Origin of the sequence: Paenibacillus dauci (assembly GCF_000971985.1) — a bacterium.
GTDB lineage: Bacteria > Bacillota > Bacilli > Paenibacillales > Paenibacillaceae > Saccharibacillus > Saccharibacillus dauci.
The window spans coordinates 706,610-729,687 of record NZ_LAQQ01000002.1 but is presented as its reverse complement, the minus strand read 5'-3'; the positions used below and the strand labels follow the sequence as shown (position 1 = coordinate 729,687).

At 38.7% G+C, this 23,078-nt stretch carries 25 protein-coding genes; all 25 read right to left on the bottom strand.

The genetic code is table 11. The features are described from left to right. Positions 1 to 6 precede the first annotated feature (6 nt). Positions 7 to 564 carry a dTDP-4-dehydrorhamnose 3,5-epimerase gene (gene rfbC / locus WH46_RS17555; protein ID WP_046227683.1) on the bottom strand — a complete coding sequence of 186 codons (558 nt, stop codon included), beginning with the start codon at positions 562 to 564 and terminating at the stop codon, positions 7 to 9. 48 nt (positions 565 to 612) lie between these two features. After that, on the bottom strand, positions 613 to 1,683 hold the full coding sequence (locus WH46_RS17550) for a class I SAM-dependent methyltransferase (RefSeq protein ID WP_046227682.1): 1,071 nt from the start codon (positions 1,681 to 1,683) through the stop codon (positions 613 to 615). 8 nt (positions 1,684 to 1,691) lie between these two features. Beyond that, a complete protein-coding gene (locus tag WH46_RS17545) occupies positions 1,692 to 2,606 on the bottom strand; it encodes an NAD-dependent epimerase/dehydratase family protein (RefSeq protein WP_052714281.1) in 915 nt (304 codons plus the stop codon). A 14-nt stretch (positions 2,607 to 2,620) separates the two neighbouring features. Continuing rightward, positions 2,621 to 3,304, bottom strand: a complete 684-nt coding sequence (locus WH46_RS17540; protein WP_052714280.1) for an LbetaH domain-containing protein — start codon at positions 3,302 to 3,304, stop codon at positions 2,621 to 2,623. A 38-nt stretch (positions 3,305 to 3,342) separates the two neighbouring features. Beyond that, positions 3,343 to 4,125: a glucose-1-phosphate cytidylyltransferase gene (gene rfbF / locus WH46_RS17535; RefSeq protein WP_046227681.1), complete on the bottom strand. Its 783-nt coding sequence runs from the start codon at positions 4,123 to 4,125 to the stop codon at positions 3,343 to 3,345. Between the two features lie 152 nt (positions 4,126 to 4,277). After that, on the bottom strand, positions 4,278 to 4,613 hold the full coding sequence (locus tag WH46_RS17530) for a hypothetical protein (protein ID WP_046227680.1): 336 nt from the start codon (positions 4,611 to 4,613) through the stop codon (positions 4,278 to 4,280). Beyond that, positions 4,606 to 4,998, bottom strand: coding sequence for a flagellar export chaperone FliS (gene fliS, locus WH46_RS17525; RefSeq protein ID WP_046227679.1), 393 nt, complete (start codon positions 4,996 to 4,998; stop codon positions 4,606 to 4,608). Before fliS ends, WH46_RS17530 begins: the two co-directional genes overlap by 8 nt. 24 nt (positions 4,999 to 5,022) lie before the next feature. Then, a complete protein-coding gene (fliD, locus tag WH46_RS17520) occupies positions 5,023 to 6,525 on the bottom strand; it encodes a flagellar filament capping protein FliD (protein WP_052714279.1) in 1,503 nt (500 codons plus the stop codon). Between the two features lie 38 nt (positions 6,526 to 6,563). After that, positions 6,564 to 6,935 (bottom strand): flagellar protein FlaG, encoded by a 372-nt coding sequence (locus WH46_RS17515; protein WP_046227678.1) that lies wholly within the window; start codon positions 6,933 to 6,935, stop codon positions 6,564 to 6,566. Positions 6,936 to 7,053: 118 nt separating this feature from the next. After that, positions 7,054 to 8,934, bottom strand: coding sequence for a TPR domain-containing glycosyltransferase (locus WH46_RS17510; protein WP_046227677.1), 1,881 nt, complete (start codon positions 8,932 to 8,934; stop codon positions 7,054 to 7,056). A 118-nt stretch (positions 8,935 to 9,052) separates the two neighbouring features. After that, entirely contained in the window at positions 9,053 to 9,898 is an 846-nt protein-coding gene (gene hag, locus WH46_RS17505; RefSeq protein ID WP_046227676.1) for a flagellin Hag, read from the bottom strand. Positions 9,899 to 10,059: 161 nt separating this feature from the next. Continuing rightward, positions 10,060 to 11,136, bottom strand: a complete 1,077-nt coding sequence (locus WH46_RS17500; RefSeq protein WP_231584374.1) for a tetratricopeptide repeat-containing glycosyltransferase family 2 protein — start codon at positions 11,134 to 11,136, stop codon at positions 10,060 to 10,062. A gap of 104 nt (positions 11,137 to 11,240) precedes the next feature. Continuing rightward, positions 11,241 to 12,086 (bottom strand): flagellin Hag, encoded by an 846-nt coding sequence (gene hag / locus WH46_RS17495; RefSeq protein ID WP_046227675.1) that lies wholly within the window; start codon positions 12,084 to 12,086, stop codon positions 11,241 to 11,243. A 163-nt stretch (positions 12,087 to 12,249) separates the two neighbouring features. Further along, positions 12,250 to 12,480, bottom strand: a complete 231-nt coding sequence (csrA, locus tag WH46_RS17490) for a carbon storage regulator CsrA (RefSeq protein ID WP_046227674.1) — start codon at positions 12,478 to 12,480, stop codon at positions 12,250 to 12,252. Between the two features lies 1 nt (position 12,481). After that, positions 12,482 to 12,940, bottom strand: a complete 459-nt coding sequence (gene fliW / locus WH46_RS17485; RefSeq protein WP_156172299.1) for a flagellar assembly protein FliW — start codon at positions 12,938 to 12,940, stop codon at positions 12,482 to 12,484. Between the two features lie 128 nt (positions 12,941 to 13,068). Continuing rightward, positions 13,069 to 13,641, bottom strand: coding sequence for a DUF6470 family protein (locus WH46_RS17480; protein ID WP_046227672.1), 573 nt, complete (start codon positions 13,639 to 13,641; stop codon positions 13,069 to 13,071). 31 nt (positions 13,642 to 13,672) lie between these two features. After that, positions 13,673 to 14,596 (bottom strand): flagellar hook-associated protein FlgL, encoded by a 924-nt coding sequence (gene flgL, locus WH46_RS17475; RefSeq protein ID WP_046227671.1) that lies wholly within the window; start codon positions 14,594 to 14,596, stop codon positions 13,673 to 13,675. Between the two features lie 24 nt (positions 14,597 to 14,620). Beyond that, the gene (gene flgK / locus WH46_RS17470) at positions 14,621 to 16,198 is read right to left on the bottom strand and encodes a flagellar hook-associated protein FlgK (RefSeq protein ID WP_046227670.1); all 1,578 of its coding nucleotides are present in this window, start codon (positions 16,196 to 16,198) and stop codon (positions 14,621 to 14,623) included. 17 nt (positions 16,199 to 16,215) lie between these two features. Next, positions 16,216 to 16,719 (bottom strand): flagellar protein FlgN, encoded by a 504-nt coding sequence (locus WH46_RS17465; RefSeq protein WP_017810943.1) that lies wholly within the window; start codon positions 16,717 to 16,719, stop codon positions 16,216 to 16,218. 3 nt (positions 16,720 to 16,722) lie between these two features. Further along, positions 16,723 to 17,010, bottom strand: coding sequence for a flagellar biosynthesis anti-sigma factor FlgM (gene flgM / locus WH46_RS17460; protein ID WP_017810944.1), 288 nt, complete (start codon positions 17,008 to 17,010; stop codon positions 16,723 to 16,725). A 342-nt stretch (positions 17,011 to 17,352) separates the two neighbouring features. Next, positions 17,353 to 17,763 carry a TIGR03826 family flagellar region protein gene (locus WH46_RS17455; RefSeq protein ID WP_017810946.1) on the bottom strand — a complete coding sequence of 137 codons (411 nt, stop codon included), beginning with the start codon at positions 17,761 to 17,763 and terminating at the stop codon, positions 17,353 to 17,355. Between the two features lie 231 nt (positions 17,764 to 17,994). Beyond that, positions 17,995 to 18,843 carry a ComF family protein gene (locus WH46_RS17450; RefSeq protein ID WP_156172298.1) on the bottom strand — a complete coding sequence of 283 codons (849 nt, stop codon included), beginning with the start codon at positions 18,841 to 18,843 and terminating at the stop codon, positions 17,995 to 17,997. Between the two features lie 83 nt (positions 18,844 to 18,926). Then, entirely contained in the window at positions 18,927 to 20,987 is a 2,061-nt protein-coding gene (locus WH46_RS17445; RefSeq protein ID WP_407944418.1) for an ATP-dependent helicase ComFA, read from the bottom strand. A gap of 142 nt (positions 20,988 to 21,129) precedes the next feature. Next, complete coding sequence (locus WH46_RS17440) at positions 21,130 to 21,855, bottom strand: response regulator (protein ID WP_017810950.1); 726 nt, start codon at positions 21,853 to 21,855, stop codon at positions 21,130 to 21,132. Between the two features lie 13 nt (positions 21,856 to 21,868). Continuing rightward, a complete protein-coding gene (locus WH46_RS17435; protein ID WP_017810951.1) occupies positions 21,869 to 23,020 on the bottom strand; it encodes a sensor histidine kinase in 1,152 nt (383 codons plus the stop codon). Positions 23,021 to 23,078 lie beyond the last annotated feature (58 nt).

Here is a 23,078-nt window from a genome sequence, read left to right as displayed (position 1 = left end):
GCTCCTTTATAATAAACTTATCCCATTAATATTCGCTCTAAAGTCACCCCATTTTTTATCTTTATCAGATATAAGTAATCCGTCTGTAATAGGCCATTGTATATCGAAAAAGCTATCATTCCAGCGAACTCCTGATTCATAAGCAGGCGTGTAGTATTCACTTACCATATAATTAATAGAACTATTGTCCTCTAATGTCTGATAACCGTGAGCAAATCCTTTCGGTACGTAAAGCGATAATTTATTGTCTGCAGATAAAACAGTTCCAAACCATTTACCAAATGTTGCACTTTCTAGCCTAATGTCTATGATCACGTCATAAATTGATCCCTGAAAACAAGATACAATTTTTTCTTCACTAAATGGGGGCTTTTGAAAATGCATGCCTCGAAGTGTTTTTGAATATCGATTAAATGCCATATTAGTTTGAAGCATTTCAAATTCGACACCGTATTCTTTTAAAGTTTTTTTGCAAAAAGTTCTGGCAAAATAACCTCGCTCATCTTCAATAGGTTCTTGTTTAATAATGAATGCATCTTTTAAAGAAATAGGTTCAATTATCATTTTGATTTCCTCTTCTAATTTTTATTTTTGATCTTCATAATTAAACTTTCATTCTTCAAAAGTAATTAGTTTTCCTGTATAGCCTAATTGTTTAAGCTGCTTTTTGATCTGAAGCTTGTGCGAATTGGCAAATAGAATAATATGGTCATATGATTTCACTATTTCTTTAGTAGGGTTAATAATCGGAATATTCATTATATGGTGGTTATGCTTTGCTTGATCACTATCAAATATACATTCGATATCGACCTTGTTTTCAAGCATAGTTAAAAAGCAGGCTGATTCTGCACCTGCTCCCCATCCTGCTATCTTCGAATGGGAACCTAGCTTGGCAAGAAGCGTATTGAGCTCATTCTCCCTTTTCTCACTGAAAGTTTTAGCTTTAGGATTAGAAATCTTTCGCGCGTATAGCTCTAGCAGGTTAGGATTTTCTGCTTCCTGAACACATATAATTGTCAATCCAGCTTGATAAGCCATAATAGAAAGACTTAATATTGAAAAATACTGTATATGATCAGTACACAAATTATTATACAGTTTGTTCTCATATATGCGTTGTCCATTAGGTACTTCTACTAACAGCACTCCGTTATCACTGAGTAGTGTCGCAGCTTGTTTAAATAGTTCCACTGGATTCTCAAGATGTTCCAAAACTTCAATTATAGTAATGGCATCAAATGATAAATTGAATTTCAATTCTCCATGAAAGTAATCATTTACCACTGTAAAACCCTTCTGTCGAGCAACTTCTACAGCAGTCTTCGATGGTTCTACTCCATATACGTTTTTAAAATGTTCTTGAGCTAATTCTAAATAATGCCCTACTCCACATCCAATATCCAATAAATTATTAGCAGAAGTTATAGAAGCTAGCTGTTCGACTTGCTTTACACGAACATTTTTAAAACTAGCACCCCAAAATGAGCCCATTGAATAATTATCGTAATATTCATCACTTACATACATTGGAATCTGAGTGTGTCCGCAAAACATACAGTGATAAATTTCAATGTCATGCAAAGATAAACTTGTAGCATTATAACCACTCATTAAGTCATGGGGGGCTGCTTTATAATCTTCTAAATGAGAAGTAATACTATTGCAAACGCAACAGTTCATACATTAATTCACTCCTTCAATGATCTATTAATTAGAATTGTCAATAAATCTTTTATGAAATTCTCTAATTCCATAACAGGCTGCAATTCAGATTTGTTAAAAATACTGCAAAATTCAAATTGTCTTATCAATTCATTGCCTTCCGGTTTAATAATCTCTACCGGTATAGAAAAATGCTCCCATGCTATTTTCTTTACTAAAGAAGCGTACTGAAAAACGCTTATAGTTTCATTTCCATAAGCATGCATAATACGTTCTTTAGGTCTGTTTTCCAATATCCATTGTATCTTATTACATACATCTGATACCCCCACAAAATTGCGATATTGGCTACCTGAAGTTAATAATGTAATTTTATTATGTTGTATAGCCTCTAAACAGAAAGAGAATGGAATTAAGTTCCATCTTTTAAATTTTTCAATATCGTAAGGTATGCCAAATAAATTAGACGGTCTAAGTATCCAAGAATTCACTTTATTAGAATTGTCAAACATTTTAACAGTTTGTTCTGCATTATGATGAGATAACCCATAATCATTTATCGGAAATCCTTCTGTATGTTCATTAAGAAATCCTTCTTTGTTACCGAATACATGAAAACTGGAAATGTAAATAAAGTCTCTTATATGATTATTCACACAAAAATCTAACGCAGCATGTATTCCAACAGCATTTTCCGAAATAGCAAAATAAGGATCCGTTTTATATAGCAATTCATTTGGTGTTACAGTATGAATCATAGTATCTACACCAGATATTCTTAACTCAGCTATTTTCTTTGGATCTGAAAAATCCATGTTTAAGTCACCATTTTTATTTCTGGTAGCTCTTATAACTTTATATCCATTTTTTTTCAACTGTTCAGTAGTATGGAGTGCAATATATCCATCAGCTCCACTTATTAAAATCGTTTTTTTTTTCATATGAATCCCTCAGTTCAACAAATTGATGTATTAAAGAATGATTGGGCCCATACTTCTTTTTTCGAACTCACTATTTTTTGAGAGCCAGTCTCTGAATCTCTATAGCAAATAGATCCATCTTCCAAATTAGAGTTTCTTAAAAGTGCTTGGTTACCAATTGTCACAAGATTCCCCACTCTACAATTTCCAATTATAGAAGATTGTGGAGCCATAGCTACTCCTTTTCCCAATATAGGGTAAATACCATTAATAGCTCCTACAGTACATCCTTGGTAACAAACAAAAAAGTTACTATATGATGCTTTCCCTAAAACTATTCCACCTCCGTGGATCACCAGGAAAATTTCCGGCATTTCTGCATCATACATACAAGTCAAACCATTTAGCATTTTATTTAGATAGAAAACTTTTGATGCTAATTCTGAATCCTCGTATTCTTTCCATAATGAATTTGAAAAAAACCAAAGAAATAATGTATATTGATCTGAATGTGTATGTGAAAGAAATGTTTTGTTATCATGATGATACGATTTCAAAGCAACATGTTTAAAACAATACTCTGTACGATCCAATGCATTTAAGAAAGATTTATGAAGCTTCTCCTCATTTTTAGGAAACTTATTATCTGGGAAAAAATGATTTAATTGACGTAGTACATATAATTTAAAATCTTCAACTGATAAACTTAACTCAAACATAATACCTCCTTGGCACTTAAATTCGAATAAATAATCTTTTAATTATCCCAAGTTTTCCATGGAGCCTTTTGTTCAGACCACATTTCATCCAGTATGATTTTTTCACGAATAGTGTCCATTGGTTGCCAGAAACCATGATGTTGATATGCATTTAATTGCCCATCTAATGCCAGATTTTGCAATGGTTCCTGTTCAAGTACGGTAGTATCATAACTATTGATATAGTCAAATATTTGCGGCTCAAATACCATGAAGCCACCATTTATCCAACTCCCATCACCTTTGACTTTTTCTTTAAAACCTGTCACTGTCTGTCCTAACAGTTCTAGGCTCCCAAAGCGTCCGTCTGGCTGAACAGCTGAAATAGTAGCAAGTTTCTCACTTTTTCTATGAGCATCTACTAACTCTTTAATATTTATATTTGACAATCCATCTCCATAAGTAAGCATAAATGGTTCGTTTCCTATATAAGGCTGTACCCTTTTAATTCTACTTCCAGTCAAAGTATGCAGTCCTGTCTCTACTAAAGTTACTTTCCACGGTTCCACAGAATTTTTATGGGTTTCTACAGGAATAGGACTGGTAAAATCGTATGTTGTAGCTTCTGACATATGGCGATAATAATTAGCAAAATACTCTTTTATAAAATAACCTTTATAGCCAAGACATATAATAAATTCATTAAATCCATAGTAAGAATATATTTTCATAATATGCCATAATATCGGCTTGTTACCGATTTCAATCATTGGTTTCGGTTTCAAATGCGATTCTTCACTTATTCTAGTACCTCTTCCTCCTGCTAGAATAACTACTTTCACATTAATTCCCTCCTTATATTAAGTTACAAATTAAAACAAATAATCCAAATAATTCTCTTCGTTATGCAGAATAATTATATGTATTACTTGTCTCATTGTAAACTTGATAAATTAAATGGTTCTAGCCCATACATGAACTAGAACCATTTATACTATTCGCGCTTGTCCATTAGAATTCCATTACTTGCATATTGTAATTCATAAGCATTTTTTTGAGATTTTGCTGCATTTCGATGAGCAAGCCAATCAGCTGCATCTCTTTTCAATTCTTTTATTCTACTTGCAAAAAGTAAATCATCTTTCATAATCGACTCAATACACTTCTTATCTTCTTCCGTAATTGAATATTGTTCAAAATATGCTGGTAACATTGATATTAAAGAGTCACGTATTTCAAATAATGACTCTATTTCTTCGTAACTCAACTCACTTATGCGAAGCATATAGTCTTTATTAATTTCCGACAATTTATTAAGCGGATTATCCATGTCTTGCTTCATTAGCATTAATCGGTGCAATTTTATTGGCCTCTACCCAGGACTCGCGTAAGTCTCTCAGATAACCTAATACTTCTTCAGCTGGTTCAACATTCTTCTTAATATTCGCCTGAATCAATAAATAATTCATATATTCATACAATTTCTCAAGACTTCCAGCAATTTCATAAGAATGATTTAAAGTAGCCCGCAGTTCACTAATAATAGTCTGCGCTTTACCAAAATTGGTATTAGATTTAATATGATCTTTTTGATCAACCCCATCAATAGCTGCAAGAATGAAACGAATCGCTCCATCATATAGCATAATAAGAAGTTGTCCAGGAGAAGTTTGTACTGCATTTTGCCGGTATTTTTCATAAGGTGAAGAAATCATATTGCACCATCCTCGAATTTTATATTATGAGCTTAGGTAACTTGAAAGACTGCTCGACTGAGAATTTAATTTAGATAAAGCTGATTCCATGGCTGAGAACTGATTATAATAACGTGTTTCACGATCATTAAGTCGACTGCTTAAGGAGGAGATTCGTTTATCGTAATCTGTTAATTCTTTCGCCATATCACTTTTAATATTAAAAGCTGCAGTGATATCACTACTAAATCTAGAAGTTCCTGCTCTATCAGCCAATTTAGTAATACTATCATTTGTCTTATTATATAACTGATTAAATATTCCTTTATCAGGATCCTGGAAGGTAGAGATAACTGCTTGAGGATTACTTTGTATAGCAACTGTTAACTTCTTTTCATCTAAATATAGTTTACCGCCCTCATTGTAAGCTCCCGTAGTAATACCCATAGCAGCAAGGCTTGTTCCAGATGCACTGTTGCCTAATGCAGAAGTAATAATATTACGCATATCCTGAGTAGCTGATTTTAGTATATCATCGTTTTTCAATGATCCACTTTTAGATTTTGCTGTCCAGGCTGTAATATCATCATCAGTCATTTCTTTCTTCTGATCTGATGTTAAAGGTGCATAATTTTTATACTTTGTCTCTTCAGTTTTGGTCTTCAAAGAATTTAATAAATCATTATAGGCAGTAATAAATGACTTTACCGTCTCTACAACCTTAGATGCATCCGTTGTTGTAGTAATATTAGAAGCGCCTGCTGCTCCAGAAGTAGAAAGAAATGATAATTGAACACCATTGATTGTATTCGTATTGCTATCAAACATAAGTTCGGTTCCATTAATATTTGCCTTTGCCTGTTGTGCTTGTGTAACTACCTCATTTCCCATACCTGCTAAACCAGCAAAACTTCCACTTGTATCTACATTAAGCTTATTTGCTCCAAAATCTTTGGCACTAATATTAAACTTGCCAGTAATTTCATCAAATGAAGCATTTGCTTTAGTATCTGTTTTTGCATTGATTTGATTAACTACAGAAGTGATTGTATCTGTACCTTTGAATGCTAAATCAACATTGTTTATTTTTATTGTATAAGTTGTAGTTGAATCAGCTGAAGCACCGTTCAGTTGAGCCAAAGTGGTAGCACCTGTTGCTTTTACATTACTTGCGGTTGTAAGAGCAGCTCCATTTATATTGTCTTTGGTAGCTAATTGTGTCACTGTAACATTCATTGGTGCACCGGTAGCATTAGCTAAGGCTGTTGCTTTAACAGCACTTGTATTACCCGATATACTAGCTACGTTCGCATTAAGACTATCTGATTTTCTAAATTCCGTTAATTTATTCTGACGGAAATCAACCAATTTGCTGTTAATTTCACGATAGGATTCGCGCTTCCACTCCGTTAGTTGCTTTTGCTGATTTAACTTATCTAATGGAATACGCTCTGCAGTCATCATTTTTTTGACAATTGAATCTGTATCCATACCAGATGCTAGCCCACCGACACGTAGAGCTGATGAAGCTGAAGCCATATAGGACATGATATTGCCTCCTCTGTATAATAAAATTTCATATTGATTTAAGTACGTTTATCCACCAAAATTCCGGCAATATGCATCATGTTAGCTACTAGATCAAGCGTCTTCTCTGGTGGCACCTCTCGTATCACCTCTCCAGTATCCTTGTTTAGTACTTTAACCATGATGCTATGTGTTTCTTTATGCATACTGACTTCCAATGTTGTTTCAGGCCCTGATAATGCTTTAAAAGCATGTTCCAATCGTTTAATAACTTCTTCCTGTCCAGCTGGTATGATAGCACCTTGTTTCTCAAGCCTTTTAACCTCACTTACACTGGCATTTTCCATCAAAGAATTATCTGAAGGTGTAGACGAAGGAGTGATTGATGGAGTATATGAACCACTAGATGAAAATGTAAGTTTAAAATCCATTAAGAACTCACCTCCGTATAGTAATTAGTTAATATATATATCGGTAAAAAACAGATAAGTTTTAGATCCTATCTAAAACTTATCTGTTTTTTATATTTAATTTGCATCTTGCTTATAACTATTTGCGTACCCATTTAGCTAAAGGAAATTGATTTTCGATAATATTCTTCAACTGTTTTTTTTGATCAATTTCATCTAACTTACTCAGTACACGATATAACTTTTCAAAATAAATGTACTCATTAGATAAATCTATGCTCTTTTGGTATAAAAATAAAGCATCGTCCAATTGATTGTTTCTATAACTAATATCTCCTAATAAGCCAGTAGCTATTGCATTGGTTGGCTCCACATTATGCACGTTTAGAAGAACATCTGTCGCTGCATCAAAGAAGTTATAATCGATTAGCAACTGCCCTAGTTTTAATTTCGCTTTTACGCTTCCTTGCATAAGATGAGCGGTGACCTTCTGGAAAGAAACATACTCCTGTACTTTTATTAATAGTTGTGCACTAGTAAGCAAAATCTTTTCTAGATCTGTACTGTATCCTACTTTTTTAATGATTATGCTATCATCAATTAAACTTTGAATTATTTTTTGCTCTTTTGTACTTAAATTCATAAAATCTTTGACCTTTTTGTAAAGTTCCATATCCTGAAGAATAATCGACAAAACGAGAACGTCCATAGCATTTTCTTTTTTTATACTTTCTATATTCATCCATGAATGCTTTGCTTCTTCATAATGTCCAATATATTGAAGGGCGATAGATTTAACATTTTCCTCTAAGTTCAGATCATACTGTTTGATATTGGATTGTAACAATGGGTGTCTAATTGTATATAAAACCTCAATGAGAAGTTTCAGATCCTCAACATTATTAATATTGTAAATAACATCTATATTTTGCTGAATTTCATTTTCTGGTATGCCAGTCCTACTCACAGTATTTAAATATTTGGTTAAAGTTGCAGAAATCTTATTATTTATCTGTATCGATTTTAAAATAGCTTCATAGCTATCCATAATTCTTCCTTGCTTCTCATACAATTCTGACAACAAAAAGTGAGCCAGATAGCTTCCCGAGCCTTCTGTAACAGCTACACCTTTATCACCAATTTCAAAACATTTGTGAAGGATTGCTTCCGCATCTATATAATAACCCTGTTGCATATAAGATTTAGCCAATGAATTTAGTAGATCTGTGTCTTCCTCATAGAGTTCTACAGCATCAGTTAATATCTTCAAGGCCTCTTTCGGCCGATTCATATATTCTAATGTTTCAGCAAGTCTATTCAGCAACTCTGGCTGATACATTCTATTACTGCTTTTCGGATATGCTCTTTGAAAATATTTTAGTGCTTCTTCATACTCTGCTCTTCCTATATATATCTTTCCCATATTGAATAGATTATATCCAGTTGGGTTATCTTTCACTTCCCTTAACATTAAAGGGAAATTACGTTCTTTTTTATCTTTTTCTTCCATCGTCTCATTGTTATATCCGGTGTGAAGAAGTACAGAAGCTAATTCTCCTCTAACCAACTCAGCCTCTTTTTCCTCAATATTTAAGTGCTCATGTAAGCGATTTTTATACAGCAAGCCTGCATCCCGAGCAAACAAGCGAACAGTCATGTGGCTATAAGCATGATTATTAGAAAGTAGATTTTTTATTGTCACAATATAATAATCTTTCTGCTCGGTTATATCTTTTTTTAAATTAGCGTTAGACTCAAAATACTCATCTGCATCTAATATCAGAATATAATCTCCAGTCGCCTTAGAAATTGAATAATTACGAGCAGCAGCAAAATCATCCACCCAATCAAAATGGTATATTTTATCGGTATAATGTTTTGCAATTTCTAAGGTATTATCTGTAGACCCAGTATCTACTAAAATAATTTCATCCACTTGATCTTTCACACTGTTTAGGCATCTATTTAGAACCTTATCTTCGTTTTTAACGATCATGCATAGAGAGATAGTTAGATTCATTATGTTCCCCCATCACTTGATTATATTTATTATAATCCAATCATCGGCAAATCAGTGACAACCTATTAGTAATTTACCAAATAAAAAAGGCCTCTTATATTAGAGACCTTTTGGAAAATTAGCGAAGCAGTTGCAATACACCTTGTGGCTGTTGGTTGGCTTGAGACAACATTGCTTGCGCTGCTTGAGACAGGATCGAGTTCTTGGTTTGTTTTACCATCTCGGAAGCCATGTCTACGTCACGTACACGGGATTCTGCCGCTGTCAAGTTCTCGGAAGAAGCTCCCAGGTTGTTGATTGTGTGCTCCAGGCGGTTCTGTACAGAACCCAGTTTGGAACGTTGTGTGGACACACTAGTGATTGCTGCATCGATTGTGCTGATTGCTGCACTTGCCGTAGCTGCATTTGTTTTTACATCCAGACCTGTTACAGCTTCACCGGTACCGCTACCTACACCCAGACTAGCTGCATCCAGCTGACTGATGGAAAGGCTCATTGTTTGGTCTTTGTTTGCACCAATTTGGAATGTCAATGGGGATGTAGAAGCATCACCATTCAGCAATTTCTTAGTATTGAACTCCGTAGTAGTAGAGATACGAGTGATTTCTTTTGCCAGCTGATCCACTTCGTCCTGGATGTTTTGACGGTCATTCGTTGTGTTTGTATCGTTACCGGACTGTACTGCAAGTTCACGCATACGCTGCAAGATATCATGCGTCTCGTTCAATGCACCTTCAGCTGTTTGGATCAGGGAGATACCATCTTGAGCATTACGGGATGCTTGATCCAGACCACGGATCTGTCCACGCATTTTCTCGGAGATTGCCAGACCTGCTGCATCGTCACCTGCACGGTTGATACGCATACCGGAAGACAGTTTCTCCATCGATTTGCTTTGTGCACCAGAAGCAGAGTTCAGAGCACGAGAAGTATTCAGTGCGGCGATATTGTGGTTAATAATCATTTTGTATTTCCTCCTTGGAATGTAAGCTTATCCACTTCCTTGTGGATGCTTGTTTTTGCGAATGTTACAATCATGTTATTCGTTTATGACTGCTTCTTAGCGCCTAATATATATATCGGATCTATCGCGGGATAATTAATACTTTTTTTCTATTTTTTCAATTAATTACCTTTTAATTTTATGATACGCTGCATAGCAACCTCGTACCCTAATGCTGCGGATTGTTGATAATAATTAATTGCATTTTCTAGATTGCCGGTAGTTTCGTAGTATACGCCTAAATTATAAGCTGCGCGAAAGCTACCTGTTCCTTTTACGCTATCGTACTTATTAGTTTCCCCGATTTCTAAACATTTCAAATAAAACTTCTCAATGTATGAAAAATAGCTAATGTACTTTTGAATATTGCTAAAAACAAGTTCCATATAATAAAAGCCACAAACAAAATAGAAATCAGGGTAATCATAGAAGTGGTGTTGTTCCTTTTCTATGATAGTTAATCCCTGTTCAATGTTATCCTTCATGGCAATTATATTATACAGGTATCCTACAACTAATACTGGCTTAAACCCATCCTCTGGTCTTACTAAGGCATAACTGCGTTCAAAGTATATTTCCGCTTTTTTATATTCGGTATTTATCCTATACTCATTAGCCAATTGATACAAAATATAAGCATCTTTAATATTAGACTTTAATGCTGTCTTTAAAAGCTGGACATTACGCTCTGTTTTATTCGTTTGAAAATATCCATCATGATATACATTAATATTCGTATTAACTCGTTGAAGACCTTGCGACTCCACTTGCTCATGGATACTTCCACTATAACGTATATTTCTAGGCAAGAGCCTGGAAATCAATGCTTGGGATTCCTTTAGTTCACCGTCTTGTTCAAAAATATTAATCTGCTTAATTCTTCCAATACGTAAGGGACCTTTAGTAAAAGCTTTAATCTCTTCCCAAGATTCCCGCTGAATGTATTCATCGCCGTCGAGAACCAAATTCCACTCCCCTGTAGAGTGTTCTAAGGCAAAGTTTCTCGCTTCTGCAAAATTATCATTCCATACGTAGTCGAATACTTTAGCATTATAGCTTAAAGCTATATCTTTAGTGTTATCTTCTGATCCTGTATCTACCACAATTATCTCATCTACTAGCAACTTGACACTATCGAAACAGCGTTGGATTTTAGCTGATTCATTCTTCACAATCATGACTAAAGAAAGAGTTCCCATATATCCCTCCTGCTATATTTACCTTTAAAGACTAATTATAGTATATATGCTAGCTGTCTTATATAAAAAACGGCCTCCAAAAGGAGACCGTTTTAAAGTACATATTAACGAAGCAGTTGCAATACACCTTGTGGCTGTTGGTTGGCTTGAGACAACATTGCTTGCGCTGCTTGAGACAGGATCGAGTTCTTGGTTTGTTTTACCATCTCGGAAGCCATGTCTACGTCACGTACACGGGATTCTGCCGCTGTCAAGTTCTCGGAAGAAGCTCCCAGGTTGTTGATTGTGTGCTCCAGACGGTTCTGTACAGAACCCAGTTTGGAACGTTGTGTGGATACACTAGTGATTGCTGCATCGATTGTGCTGATTGCTGCACTTGCTGCAGCTGCATTTGTTTTTACATCCAGACCTGTTACAGCTTCACCGGTACCGCTACCTACATTCAGACTAGATGCATCCAGCTGACTGATGGAAAGGCTCATTGTTTGGTCTTTGTTTGCACCAATTTGGAATGTCAGTGCTGTTGTAGAAGCATCACCGTTCAGCAATTTCTTAGTGTTGAACTCCGTAGTAGTAGAGATACGAGTGATTTCTTTTGCCAGCTGATCCACTTCGTCCTGGATGTTTTGACGGTCATTCGTTGTGTTTGTATCGTTACCGGACTGTACTGCAAGTTCACGCATACGCTGCAGGATGTCGTGAGTTTCGTTCAATGCACCTTCAGCTGTTTGGATCAGGGAGATACCATCTTGAGCATTACGGGATGCTTGATCCAGACCACGGATCTGTCCACGCATTTTCTCGGAGATTGCCAGACCTGCTGCATCGTCACCTGCACGGTTGATACGCATACCGGAAGACAGTTTCTCCATCGATTTGCTTTGTGCACCAGAAGCAGAGTTCAGAGCACGAGAAGTATTCAGTGCGGCGATATTGTGGTTAATAATCATTTTGTATTTCCTCCTTGGAATGTAAGCTTATCCACTTCCTTGTGGATGCTTGTTTTTTTACACTGGAGCGGCAATTTTAATTGCTTTTGCTTGCTTCCTAGCGTCTATTATATATATCGGAGATGCTTGGGATTATGTTATAGCATTTCATACTTTTTGCATTTTATTTTTTGTTATATCGCTCTAACAATGCTTTGACTTGATTTTGCTGTGGTGCTACGGAAGCCTGATTGGATTCCTGAATTGACAGGTAGATTTCCTGACGATAAATATTGATTTCAGGAGGAGCAGAGATGCCTAGACGTATAGTATCTCCTTCTACGCTCAGTACAGTCACTTCAATATTATCTTGTATGACAATGGTTTCGCCTTTTTTACGTGATAGTACTAACATTCTATTGTCCTCCCTTATCTGTGGTCGATTGATTTTCTTGAGTAAATTGCAGAGGATGTTTAGTCTGATATTTATGATCTTGCAGTACAATTTGTCGTGCTTGATGAGTGGCTTTATTCATGACAATGGGCGCAAGCAGATTGATGGTTGATTGTTCAATCTGCTCATGTAAAGTAACAATACATGCTACACCCAACTGTTCTTTATCGCCAAGCTCTTCCACATCTTGATCAGGCATTTCGAATGCATATTCTGGATAAAACAAAAAAGGATCCACTAATAAAAAAGATAGCGCTGATTCACGAATGGATTGAAGATAACTAAAAGGACTGTCTTCTTCCTGAATCCAAGCAAATGACTTTTCTTCCTCAAATCCCGGAATCCCCTTTTCAAACTTATACAGTTGTTCTTCAGTAATTTCAATCTTACCCCATGCTATCGTTTCTATATTCACTTTCATTCTCCTTTTCTGCATATGGATTTATCGCTTGTCTTCAAGCTATATAATACCAAATTTTTGAATAAACAACTTCATTCTGCTTATATATAATAAAAAGCTATGAACATATATTCAATCTGTTCATAGCTTTACATAGTAGTATCTAACGCAGGAGGCGTAAATTCTACAGATGCGTACTGCTGCATATATATATTAACCTTACCTCGATTGTATTCTATTTCCGGCCGATTGATATTGACTTCAATGTCTACTCCGCCCTGTTGAACCTCTATACTGACAGGAATAAGATCAACACGTACGTCAACATTGTCTCTGGAAGCCGCTCCTCTAAATTCAGCAAATGGCGGATCATTCTGGGAGCGTGATTTCATAATGTTACCAAGTGTATTACCTGGCTTGTAAAATTCCCTCATCCGTTCTCCATCTTTCATTCGCTGGGTTAAACCCTGCAGAAAGATTTGCTGAATATTAGAATACAGACGCTTACTCATTTCCAGATGACTTCCGCCGTCATATGCAGCAAGAGCTCGACTCTGGTCTATAGTGAGCTCAGTCTTAGCCTGACGTATTTCTAAATGTGCAGGTGTTGAAGTAATCTGCATATCGGCTTTAGGTTGCCGAATGGAAAAAGAGCCTGGACTGGTTTCAATACCAATTTTACCAGGCGTTTGTCTAATCTGAACAATGGGTACGGAGCTCATATAATTGCCCCCTTTAGTTTAACAAACTTGATTATCTCAAGAAATCAACTAGCGTTGTTGAGATGATTTTGGCACCCGCAGACAAGGAAGCTGTATAAATATTCTCCTGAGTCTGAGATTTCACCAACAATTTGGCATAATCTGCATCCTCTACTTTGGATTGTAAAGACGTCAAGTTTGTCTCCATATCCCCAAGTCGAGATTGCATTAATTCCACACGGTTAGTTTTAGCACCAATCTCGGATTGAGCCTTAAGCACTTTTTCTACTCGAGTGTCAATATTAGCTAATTGATTAGATAACTCTTTTATATCCCCATTTTTTAGCGCAGCAGAAATATTATTCAAGAGATTGAAAACATTATCTGTTTCCCCTGTCTGTCCAAACACTTCATTCCCCGTTGTATTAATAGGCAGTTTGATATTATCACCTACCATATAATTCACAGTACCTGTGTCAGTTTGCACAGAAGCTCCATTGGTAATATCTTGCGTTCCATCTGCCCCAATAGAAAATTGATATGGTTTCTCGTTGTAATTCTGTCCATTGAAAATATATTTGCCATTCAGCTGACTGTTGGCAATATCGATAAATTGCTCTTTGAGCTGAGCCACTTCGCTATTAATACTATCCAGGGCCGATTGTGGATTGGTATCGTTGGCAGCCTGTACAGTAAGTTCACGCAATTTCTGCATAACATCATTGGTCTGGGTCAGTACAGTATCATTGTACTCCAGCCAGGAAATAGAACTGTCGACATTTTTCTGATACTGCTGGGCCGAAGCTACATCGGCGCGATAGCGCAGTGAATACGTGATACCTACCGGATCATCCGAAGGACGGTTGATCTTCATACCGGTCGACATTTGTTCCTGTGTGTTTTGCATTGCTCGTGCATTCCGGTTCAGGTTCATGAGCAGCTGATTGTTCTTCATTCCATTGGTTACTCTAAGCATCTCAATAATCTCCTTTATCCGTTATTATCTTCCAACCAAGCCAGTGGAGTTAATGAGCTTATCCAGCAACTGATCATAGGTAGTCATGAAACGGGCTGCTGCGCTATAAGCATGTTGGAATTTGAGCAGGTTACTCATTTCTTCATCAATAGAAACACCACTTACCGATTGTCGGCGGGAATCGATCTGAGTCACGATTGTTGTAGAGTTGTCTGATTGACGATTGGCTTCCTGAGCCTGGACACCGAGCTGGCCTACCATGGTACTGTAAAATGAATTGATTGTAGCAGATTGTGTTCCATCTTCATTACTGAACTTGGTACCTGTTAATTGTGAGGTAATGAGCGCCATATCATTATTTCCCTTGATTACTTTGCCATTAGCATCAACACGCATCGATGTGGCAATAGCATTCAAGTTATTCACGATATCCGGATTTACTGTAATACTCCCTGCAGTCAACGTACCATTATCAGATGATGTGAAGAACGGAACTCCTGTTTTGGCTGCTCCATTGGCATCTGTATCCATGGAATATCCCATCTGCTGAAGCCCATTAATACCTTTGACAATGATATTGGTATCTGAAGTCAGTGTACGGTTGGCGCCTGTATAGGTTTTCTCCGTTTTGGTACCATCCGAATTAACAACCTGTACTACCGTTCCTTCCGGCATCACGGAGCCTTTGGGGAAAGTCACCTGCACTTCGCCATTTGCAATAGTATTGGCTAGTTGATTCAGCTGATTGGTATAACCGGCTACATAAGTGTCACGGGCCAAGATCATACCATGCACTTCACCGCCTGTTAGCGTACCGCCTTCATATGCATTATTTAAAAAAGCAGCGTCTACCGTCGTAGGGGTATATCCCTGTACAAGGTTCTGTCCACCCATACTTACGTTATAGCCTTGAGCTGTATCGGTTACATTGATATTGACGAGAGCGGACAGCTTATCAACGAACAGATCCCGTTGATCTCGAAGATCGTTGGCATCATCACCGAGTGCTTCTACTTTGACAATAGACTGGTTTAAGTTGGCGATGGAGTTGACATATCCCTGCACTTCAGAAGCGGTATTGGTAACATTGGTAGTCAAATCAGAAGCATAGTCTGTTAATTGCTTGCTGATCTGATTCATGGAATCGGTTAAAGCGAGGGCGTTCTCTTTGACTACGCTGCGAGCTGTAAGGCTGTCTGGATCTTTACTGAGGTCAGACCAGGAATCCCAAAAGTTCTTAAGTACGGCACTAAAGCCAGTTTCAGAAGGGTCCTGAAAAATCTCTTCGATTTTACTTAAAGAATCTGCCCGTGTGGTCCAGCTATTCAGCGTCGCATTTTCCTGACGGAACTGGCCATCCAAGAATAATTCTCTAACACGAACAACCTGTGTTGCTTCTACACCGGTACCAATTTGCCCTGCGCCTGTGGAATGAGAGAATCCAGGAGCTTCGATTGGACGGGTAGCTGACATTTTTACAGTTTGCCGTGAGTAACCTTCTGTATTTGCGTTCGCTATGTTATGGCCTGTGGTATTGAGTGCCGTCGATTGCGTAATGACACTCCGTTTTGCCGTTTCAATCGAATGGAATGTAGATGTCACTGGTTAACCCCCTATAATTATCCGCGCGTGTCGAACAGTCCTCTGCGCTGCCCTGCACCATACTGGGCTGCTGCCGGATGTTGATACACCATATCCTGCTCAGGCTTATCAACTATTACATCCAGCGAGAATTCAATGAAATCCAAAGACTGTTGAATCAGCTGCTGATTTAGATCGTTTAATTCTTTTAATCGGTCTAATGTGGATTTAAGTTTAGACTGAACGCCTAATAATCTTTTTTTATCTTCCACATCGAACACGAGACGTGCCAATTCAGTCAGCGTAAGATTCAATTGCGACTTGATTCCGCGCTCTTTCAGAAAATCATAGGAAGCCTGCATACGTTCTTGCTCGGTTTGCTCGATCAGTTTGATCAGCTTGGATTCCTGATTCATTACACGAATCATGACATCTATATCATTAGCAACAATACTGTTTTTCTTGCTTTCACCTAGCTCGATCATTTGCTGATGATATACATCCAGCTTATTCAGCACATCGACAAGGTTGTCTAAAGACATGGTTTAATTCCCCGTTCCCTTTAAGAAAGGAAGTAGTTTGTCAGCAAGGGCACCAGCGTCTACTTTGTAAGTGCCTGCAGCTACTTGCTCTTTCAGACTTTGGATTTTTTGTGCACGTTCTGCGTTAGCAGATGCTTGAGTTGCATTGGCTTGCAGCATTTCCATAGCTTCCGGCGAGATGGACACTTCGTCTTTACGGCCTGCTTTTTTCTCGTTAGTGACGGATTTAGCTTCTACATTTCTTTGGTATGGGTTAATTGCGTTTACACGTTGAGTATCGTTAATTTTCATGGTTTTATACACACTCCTTAGTAAATTTGAGAAAGAGTTCCTAATTCTTACCGTTAATTGGATCTGCAAGAGGGACCGTCTTTTCAAAATAGGAAGTCCTTCAGAGGATACCAGGAATCTTGGGTGATATCCAACTTGCTTCATTTCCTGGTATCATAAGGCAACCGATTGTTCTTACTAAGATTATCGACCAGTTTAACTACAAATTTTATAGTCTTAAAGTGGTTAATTACGTAGTAATTTTTTTCATTGCTTAAGTCCTAAACCTGCGTAGCTATGCAAGTTTTAACCCTCTTATAGTACTAGGAAATGTCGTTATTTGACTAGGAATAGGAACACTTCCTAGTTATTGCGGTATTTGTCGACAATTCGATAGGCACCTTGACTAGTAGCTTTGGAATCTTTGGGAGCTTCATCTTCTTGATAAGCATTACGGATATCCTTAGTTAGACGGGTACGGCATGGTTCGCACATGTTGTTCTCACGAATCGGTGTTCCACACACTTCACAGGCATAGCCCATATTCGGTGCATTGGCAATAGAGATACGTCCTTCACGAATAAAGGTGGAGATTTGCTTGATAGATACGTCTACAGCTTCGGACAATTCAGTGATTGTTGTTCCTCTGTTCTCACGCAGATACTGATTACATCTCTCATATTGCTGATCGATATCCTTGATACAGTTTCCACACATTCCTCTAAGATTCGCCACGTATAATTTACCGCATTGCGGGCAGTTTGCTAAGTTCATTTATATTCGCCTCCTGAAATTCATTACATCTATAGGATTGAGCATAACAATTAAAATGTTGTCTATACTTATATCGTAAGATGGAGGCTTTTTTATTAGGTATCATATCTAAATAAATAGTCATTATAACACTTTCATCTTCTTTTTTTAACCAGCTCATATAGTCAGATACATATAGCCCCATTTTCTTATTCTCAATTTGCTTCCTATTTTAAACAGAAACGTGACTGATCAGGAACGTGCCCAGGTTAGAGAAAACACTTCTGCTTTTATATTGCATCGTGCAGCAGCTTGTTGTAGTGCTTCTGCACAGCTGTTAATGGTACTGCCTGTGGTATAGATATCATCAATCAGCAGAACACGAATACAAGCGTCTCGATTATCGATTTTTTTGGATAAAGGGAAATAGTTCTTGGATGGCCTATTTTTCTTTGTATGTGCAATGTGCAGTAACCAATCTGTTGCCTGAGACTGATAGGAGAATACTCCTTCTACATTTTGCATCCTGCCCCGACGGCTTTGTGTGCTTTGTTTGACGGTATGCCGGTTACGCATCAGCAGCGGAATAGACGGTACCTGTATGGCTCCTGACAATTCGTCCGCCATCACTCTTGCCTGATCAAATCCACGACTAACCAGCCGATCCGGACTGGCAGGGACCCATGTAATAATATCTGGTGACCACATTTCCCAGTAAAATGAACTCATCTCCTGCTGCATACGGTAATATCCCTCTTTTAATATACCTCCAATCACTGCTGAATAACCTTCATTTCCATTATATTTATAGGAGGCCAGCCAGGATCTCATCTCTGTATCGTACTCTACTGCACTGCGATTGAATGTGAATTGACGTCCTGCAAAGGTAGATCGTCGACAATCCGGACAATCTATCGAGCGACCACATACTCTGCATACTGGCTGGCGAATCCATGGAATGTATGCAGCGCAGCGGCTGCACAAACCGGGGATTCTGCTATTTGCAGCTGCAGCACGATTACAGGCAATGCAATGAGCATGATAAGGATGCAGATAGGATAATATTCCCTCCCATAATCCAACTAGCTGACGAGTAAACATGTTAAGCTCCTTTAGTTGATATTATTTGCTCTATTTCAATTGGTTCCTATATATAGTAGGAATAGTACATAGAATCGTTTTGTTTATTGCAGATATCCCTGCCGTCTGGCAGTTCGGTTCATCTGCTTGATTTGGTTTACAGCTCTTTTTTGCTCCAGCGTCCAATCCCTTGAAGCAAAAAACACACCTCCGGCCGGATCATCCATAGAACGCCCTGCCCTTCCAGCCATCTGAATTAACGCAGCTGAATCATACAGCTTGTCGTTTGCATCCATAATATATACATCACTCTTCGGAATGGTTACCCCGCGTTCCAAAATAGTCGTTGTAACCAATAGACGAATTTGTTGCTGCCGAAAAAGACTGACTTTTTCCGCACGATCATGATCTTGTGAAGATGTTCCTTCAATATGTATATGAGGAAAGTATTTGCGGATCAGTTCAATGGTCGCTTCGATCCAGGCAATGCGCGGAACAAACAGAAAAATTTGTGCACCTCGATTGATCGACTGGTGTATTTGGCTTTGCAAAGAATTAGGAAGGTGCTTGTTTGTTATACAGCGTGATAATGAAGGTACCTTGAGATGCTTTGGTACAGGCAGCGGATGACGATGATAACGGACCGGAACTTTGGCATGAGCGAGTGTGCCTCGCTTGATCTCCTGCTGCAGATCGGCAGATGGAGTAGCGGATAAGTAAATGAACTTGCCATTTGGCCGACATGCCTGATTCGCTGCATAGCTTAGCATCGGATTGTTATGATAAGGAAAAGCATCTATCTCATCAATAATTACCAGTTCAAAAGCCTCGTGAAAACGCATAAGCTGATGAGTGGTCGAGATGGTCAATGCAGCCTTCTTCCAGCGGTCTTCACTTCCTCCGTAGAGTACCGCTATGTCTATATCGGGAAAAGCTTTGGCGAGACGTGGAGCCAGCTCAAGTACTACATCCCGGCGTGGGGTTGCAATAACTGCCCTGCCACCTGTACGAATAGCATGTTCCAGTAACGGAAACACCATCTCTGTCTTACCTGCACCCGTCACCGCCCACAATAGGAAACGTTCTTTGTTTAATGAGGAGGCTGTATTTCTGGCAGCTGATAGTTTACGAGTACTGGCAGTGTTTTGATTACAAGCCGCAAAAACTGATTTGGCTAAAAATAATAATGCTTGATAGGCAGCTGCTGTCTGTGCCGGACTCAACCCCCAGCGCTGCCGGATGACTTCTGGATTATAAGCCTCTATATAAGAAGGGTTAGATACCCTGCGTAAAGTATTCGAAGCTGTCGGCAATGCATCATCATGGACATGGACAGGCTGCATATCGCCTAGATCTGAGAAATTCCCCTGCAGTAGCAGTCCACATTCCCGGCTTCGTCCAAGTGTCAGACAATCTTCACAGTAACCACAGGCAGCGGAGCCACAGCTGGCACATGAAGTATATCGAATATGATGACTTCCGCAGCGGCGACACCTGACTTCAGCAGCACGCGAGGCAGCTGTTCGAAACGGCAGGGGGCGTTTGGGCTTTGGACGAGCTGGTTTGTACACTGCTGATAATAATGAAATCTGCTGATTGAGATAAGCGAGCTGAAGCGAGCTTTTCAAGCTATGTTCTACATAATCTGAATCTTGCATCATAGCAATACATTCATTCCAAAGCAGGGAACGTCCGCTGAGTGCTTTACTGATATAAGAGGCTTCATGGGTAAGCTGCCTCTTCCACAATGATGAGCCAGGATCACCTTGCAGTTGATCTTCTTCCCAGCTGCTTAAAATATAATAACCTGCTGCTGTCCAACTGTTGTACACATCCCATAATAGATCCCATGTGCCGTGTGTACTTTGATGATTCTGATCTGAATTACTTTTGCCAGATACTAGACTGTTATGATAAACATCCATTAATGCTCTATGAATATAATCTCCCCAGGTATTCTGTCGCATGGAAGTCCGATCCAATGTTATTAGATACGAACAGCACTGCAGTGCCCATCCTAAAGGAATACCTGTGCTTATCAGCCAGATCTGCTCGCTGCGCTGTTCTCGCTTTGTCAACGCTGTCCACCAGACCAGATCTACCCGGAGATCCAGTGATATATGAATGGACCACTCCCGGGCATGCTTGATAGTATACAAAGCCACCTGCATATTTAGCTCCTCTTCTCTATAGGTATAACTTCTTTCTGTTCAAACTGTGCTAAAACGAAAAAAAGCACACTTTCCCTTGTAGGAAAGTGTGCTTCACTTTATTACATCTATTATAGTAGATGATTCAACAAATGGATTACAGAGTAACCCAGCCATGTTTGATGGAGTTGATAACGGCCTGTGTACGATCGTCTACTTCCATCTTCTGCAGAATGCTGCTGACATGGTTTTTAACTGTTTTCTCACTGATAAACAGATATTCACCAATCATTTTATTGCTCTTGCCTTCTGCCATCAGACGCAGTACTTCCGCTTCACGTCTGGTCAATGGATTGTCATCACCAGCAACAAACTTCACGCCGGTCTCGCCATTGTTATTATTGTCTGCCAATGTACCGGTTTCATTAACATATGTCATGCGGCGCAGCTGCTGGATCAGTTTACCCGTTACTTTGGGATGGATATAAGCATGTCCTTCCACTACAGAACGAATAGCATTCACCAGAGACTCGGCTTCCATATCTTTCAGCAGATAACCGGATGCTCCTTTACGCAATGTCTCAAAGACATAGCTCTCGTCATCATGAATGGAGAGAATGATAACCTTGATATCCGGGAAAAGCTCACGTAATTTCTCTGTAGCCTCTACTCCGTTCTCAATTGGCATATTGATATCCATCAATACAACCTCTGGTGGAGTATGGTTACAGAATTCCAGCACTTGAATGCCATCTCCACATTCGCCAATAACTTCAAGATCATCCTCCATATTAAGGATTCTCTTCAGTCCTTCGCGAAACAGTTGATGATCATCGGCTAGCAGTATTTTAATTTTTTTAGAGCCGTAATCATGGTTTTCCATTCTGTTGCCCCTTTCACTTTTCCACGTTCGTCGGAATATGAATTACAATTTTGGTTCCTTGATTTTCGGCAGATTCAATTTCCATTCTGCCGTCCAGTAATTCAACCCGCTCACGCATACCAATTAATCCAAAGTTATTATGGTCCTTGGTGCGCTGCTCTACTTTCTCCAGATTGAAGCCTTTGCCGTTGTCTTCAACAGTCAGCTTCACGATCTGAGCCTGGAATGTAATAATAACAGTTACATAAGTAGGCTCGGCATGTTTGGAAGCGTTCGTCAGCGCCTCCTGAACCAGCCGGTAGATAGCAGCCTCCATGGCTGAAGTAAGCCGATATTCCTTACCTCTTGTTTCAAAGATGGAACGGATTCGAGTTTTTTCTTCAAAATCCTGCACATATTTTCGCAAGGTAGGAATGAGGCCCAGATCATCCAGTGCCATCGGTCTTAGATTAAATATTACTTTTCTCATCTCTTGTAAGCTTGAACGCACTTGTGCTTTCAAATCTACTATTTCGTCCTTAACCATCTGATATTCCTGCTTGGCGATCATTCTTTCCAAAATTTCCGTCCTAAGAACTAGATTGGCAAGCAGTTGTGCAGGCCCATCATGGATTTCCCGGGAAATTCTTTTGCGTTCATCTTCCTGAGCCAAAATGATCTTCAAACCGATGAGCTGACGGTTTTTGGCAGATTCCAGAATTCGGGTCACTTGATTAAGCTCTCCTGACAGATATTCCAGTACGACACCCATCTGCGAACCGATCGTCTCGGCTCGCTCGATGGAGCTTTCCACATTTTTAACCCTCTTTTGCAAATCATCCCGTCTGGCTTTGAGATACATTTCCTTTTCCCGGTATATCATCAGATCAAGCTGTAGCTGAGTCGCCTTCTCATAGGCCTGCTTGATATCCTCTTCATTATACCGCACAAAGTCACGACTTACCTCAGTGAGTCTGATTCGGGAACTGCGATAACCGACTTCGAGCTGATCTACCTTCTCAATCGTCTCTGCTGTCTCTCTCAATACAAGCTCCAGCTCGGTATTGAGAGAAAGCAGTTCTCTTCGAGAAGTATCCAGAATCTCGAAGATCTGATATTTGCTGTTTTCCATTACACTTGTTGCGTTCTTAATGACGTGATCTATCGCATCAGCGTGGAACTCCACTTGATCTTCTCCATTTCTGTAAGTCAATTATATGATACTTTTATATCATATTATAACT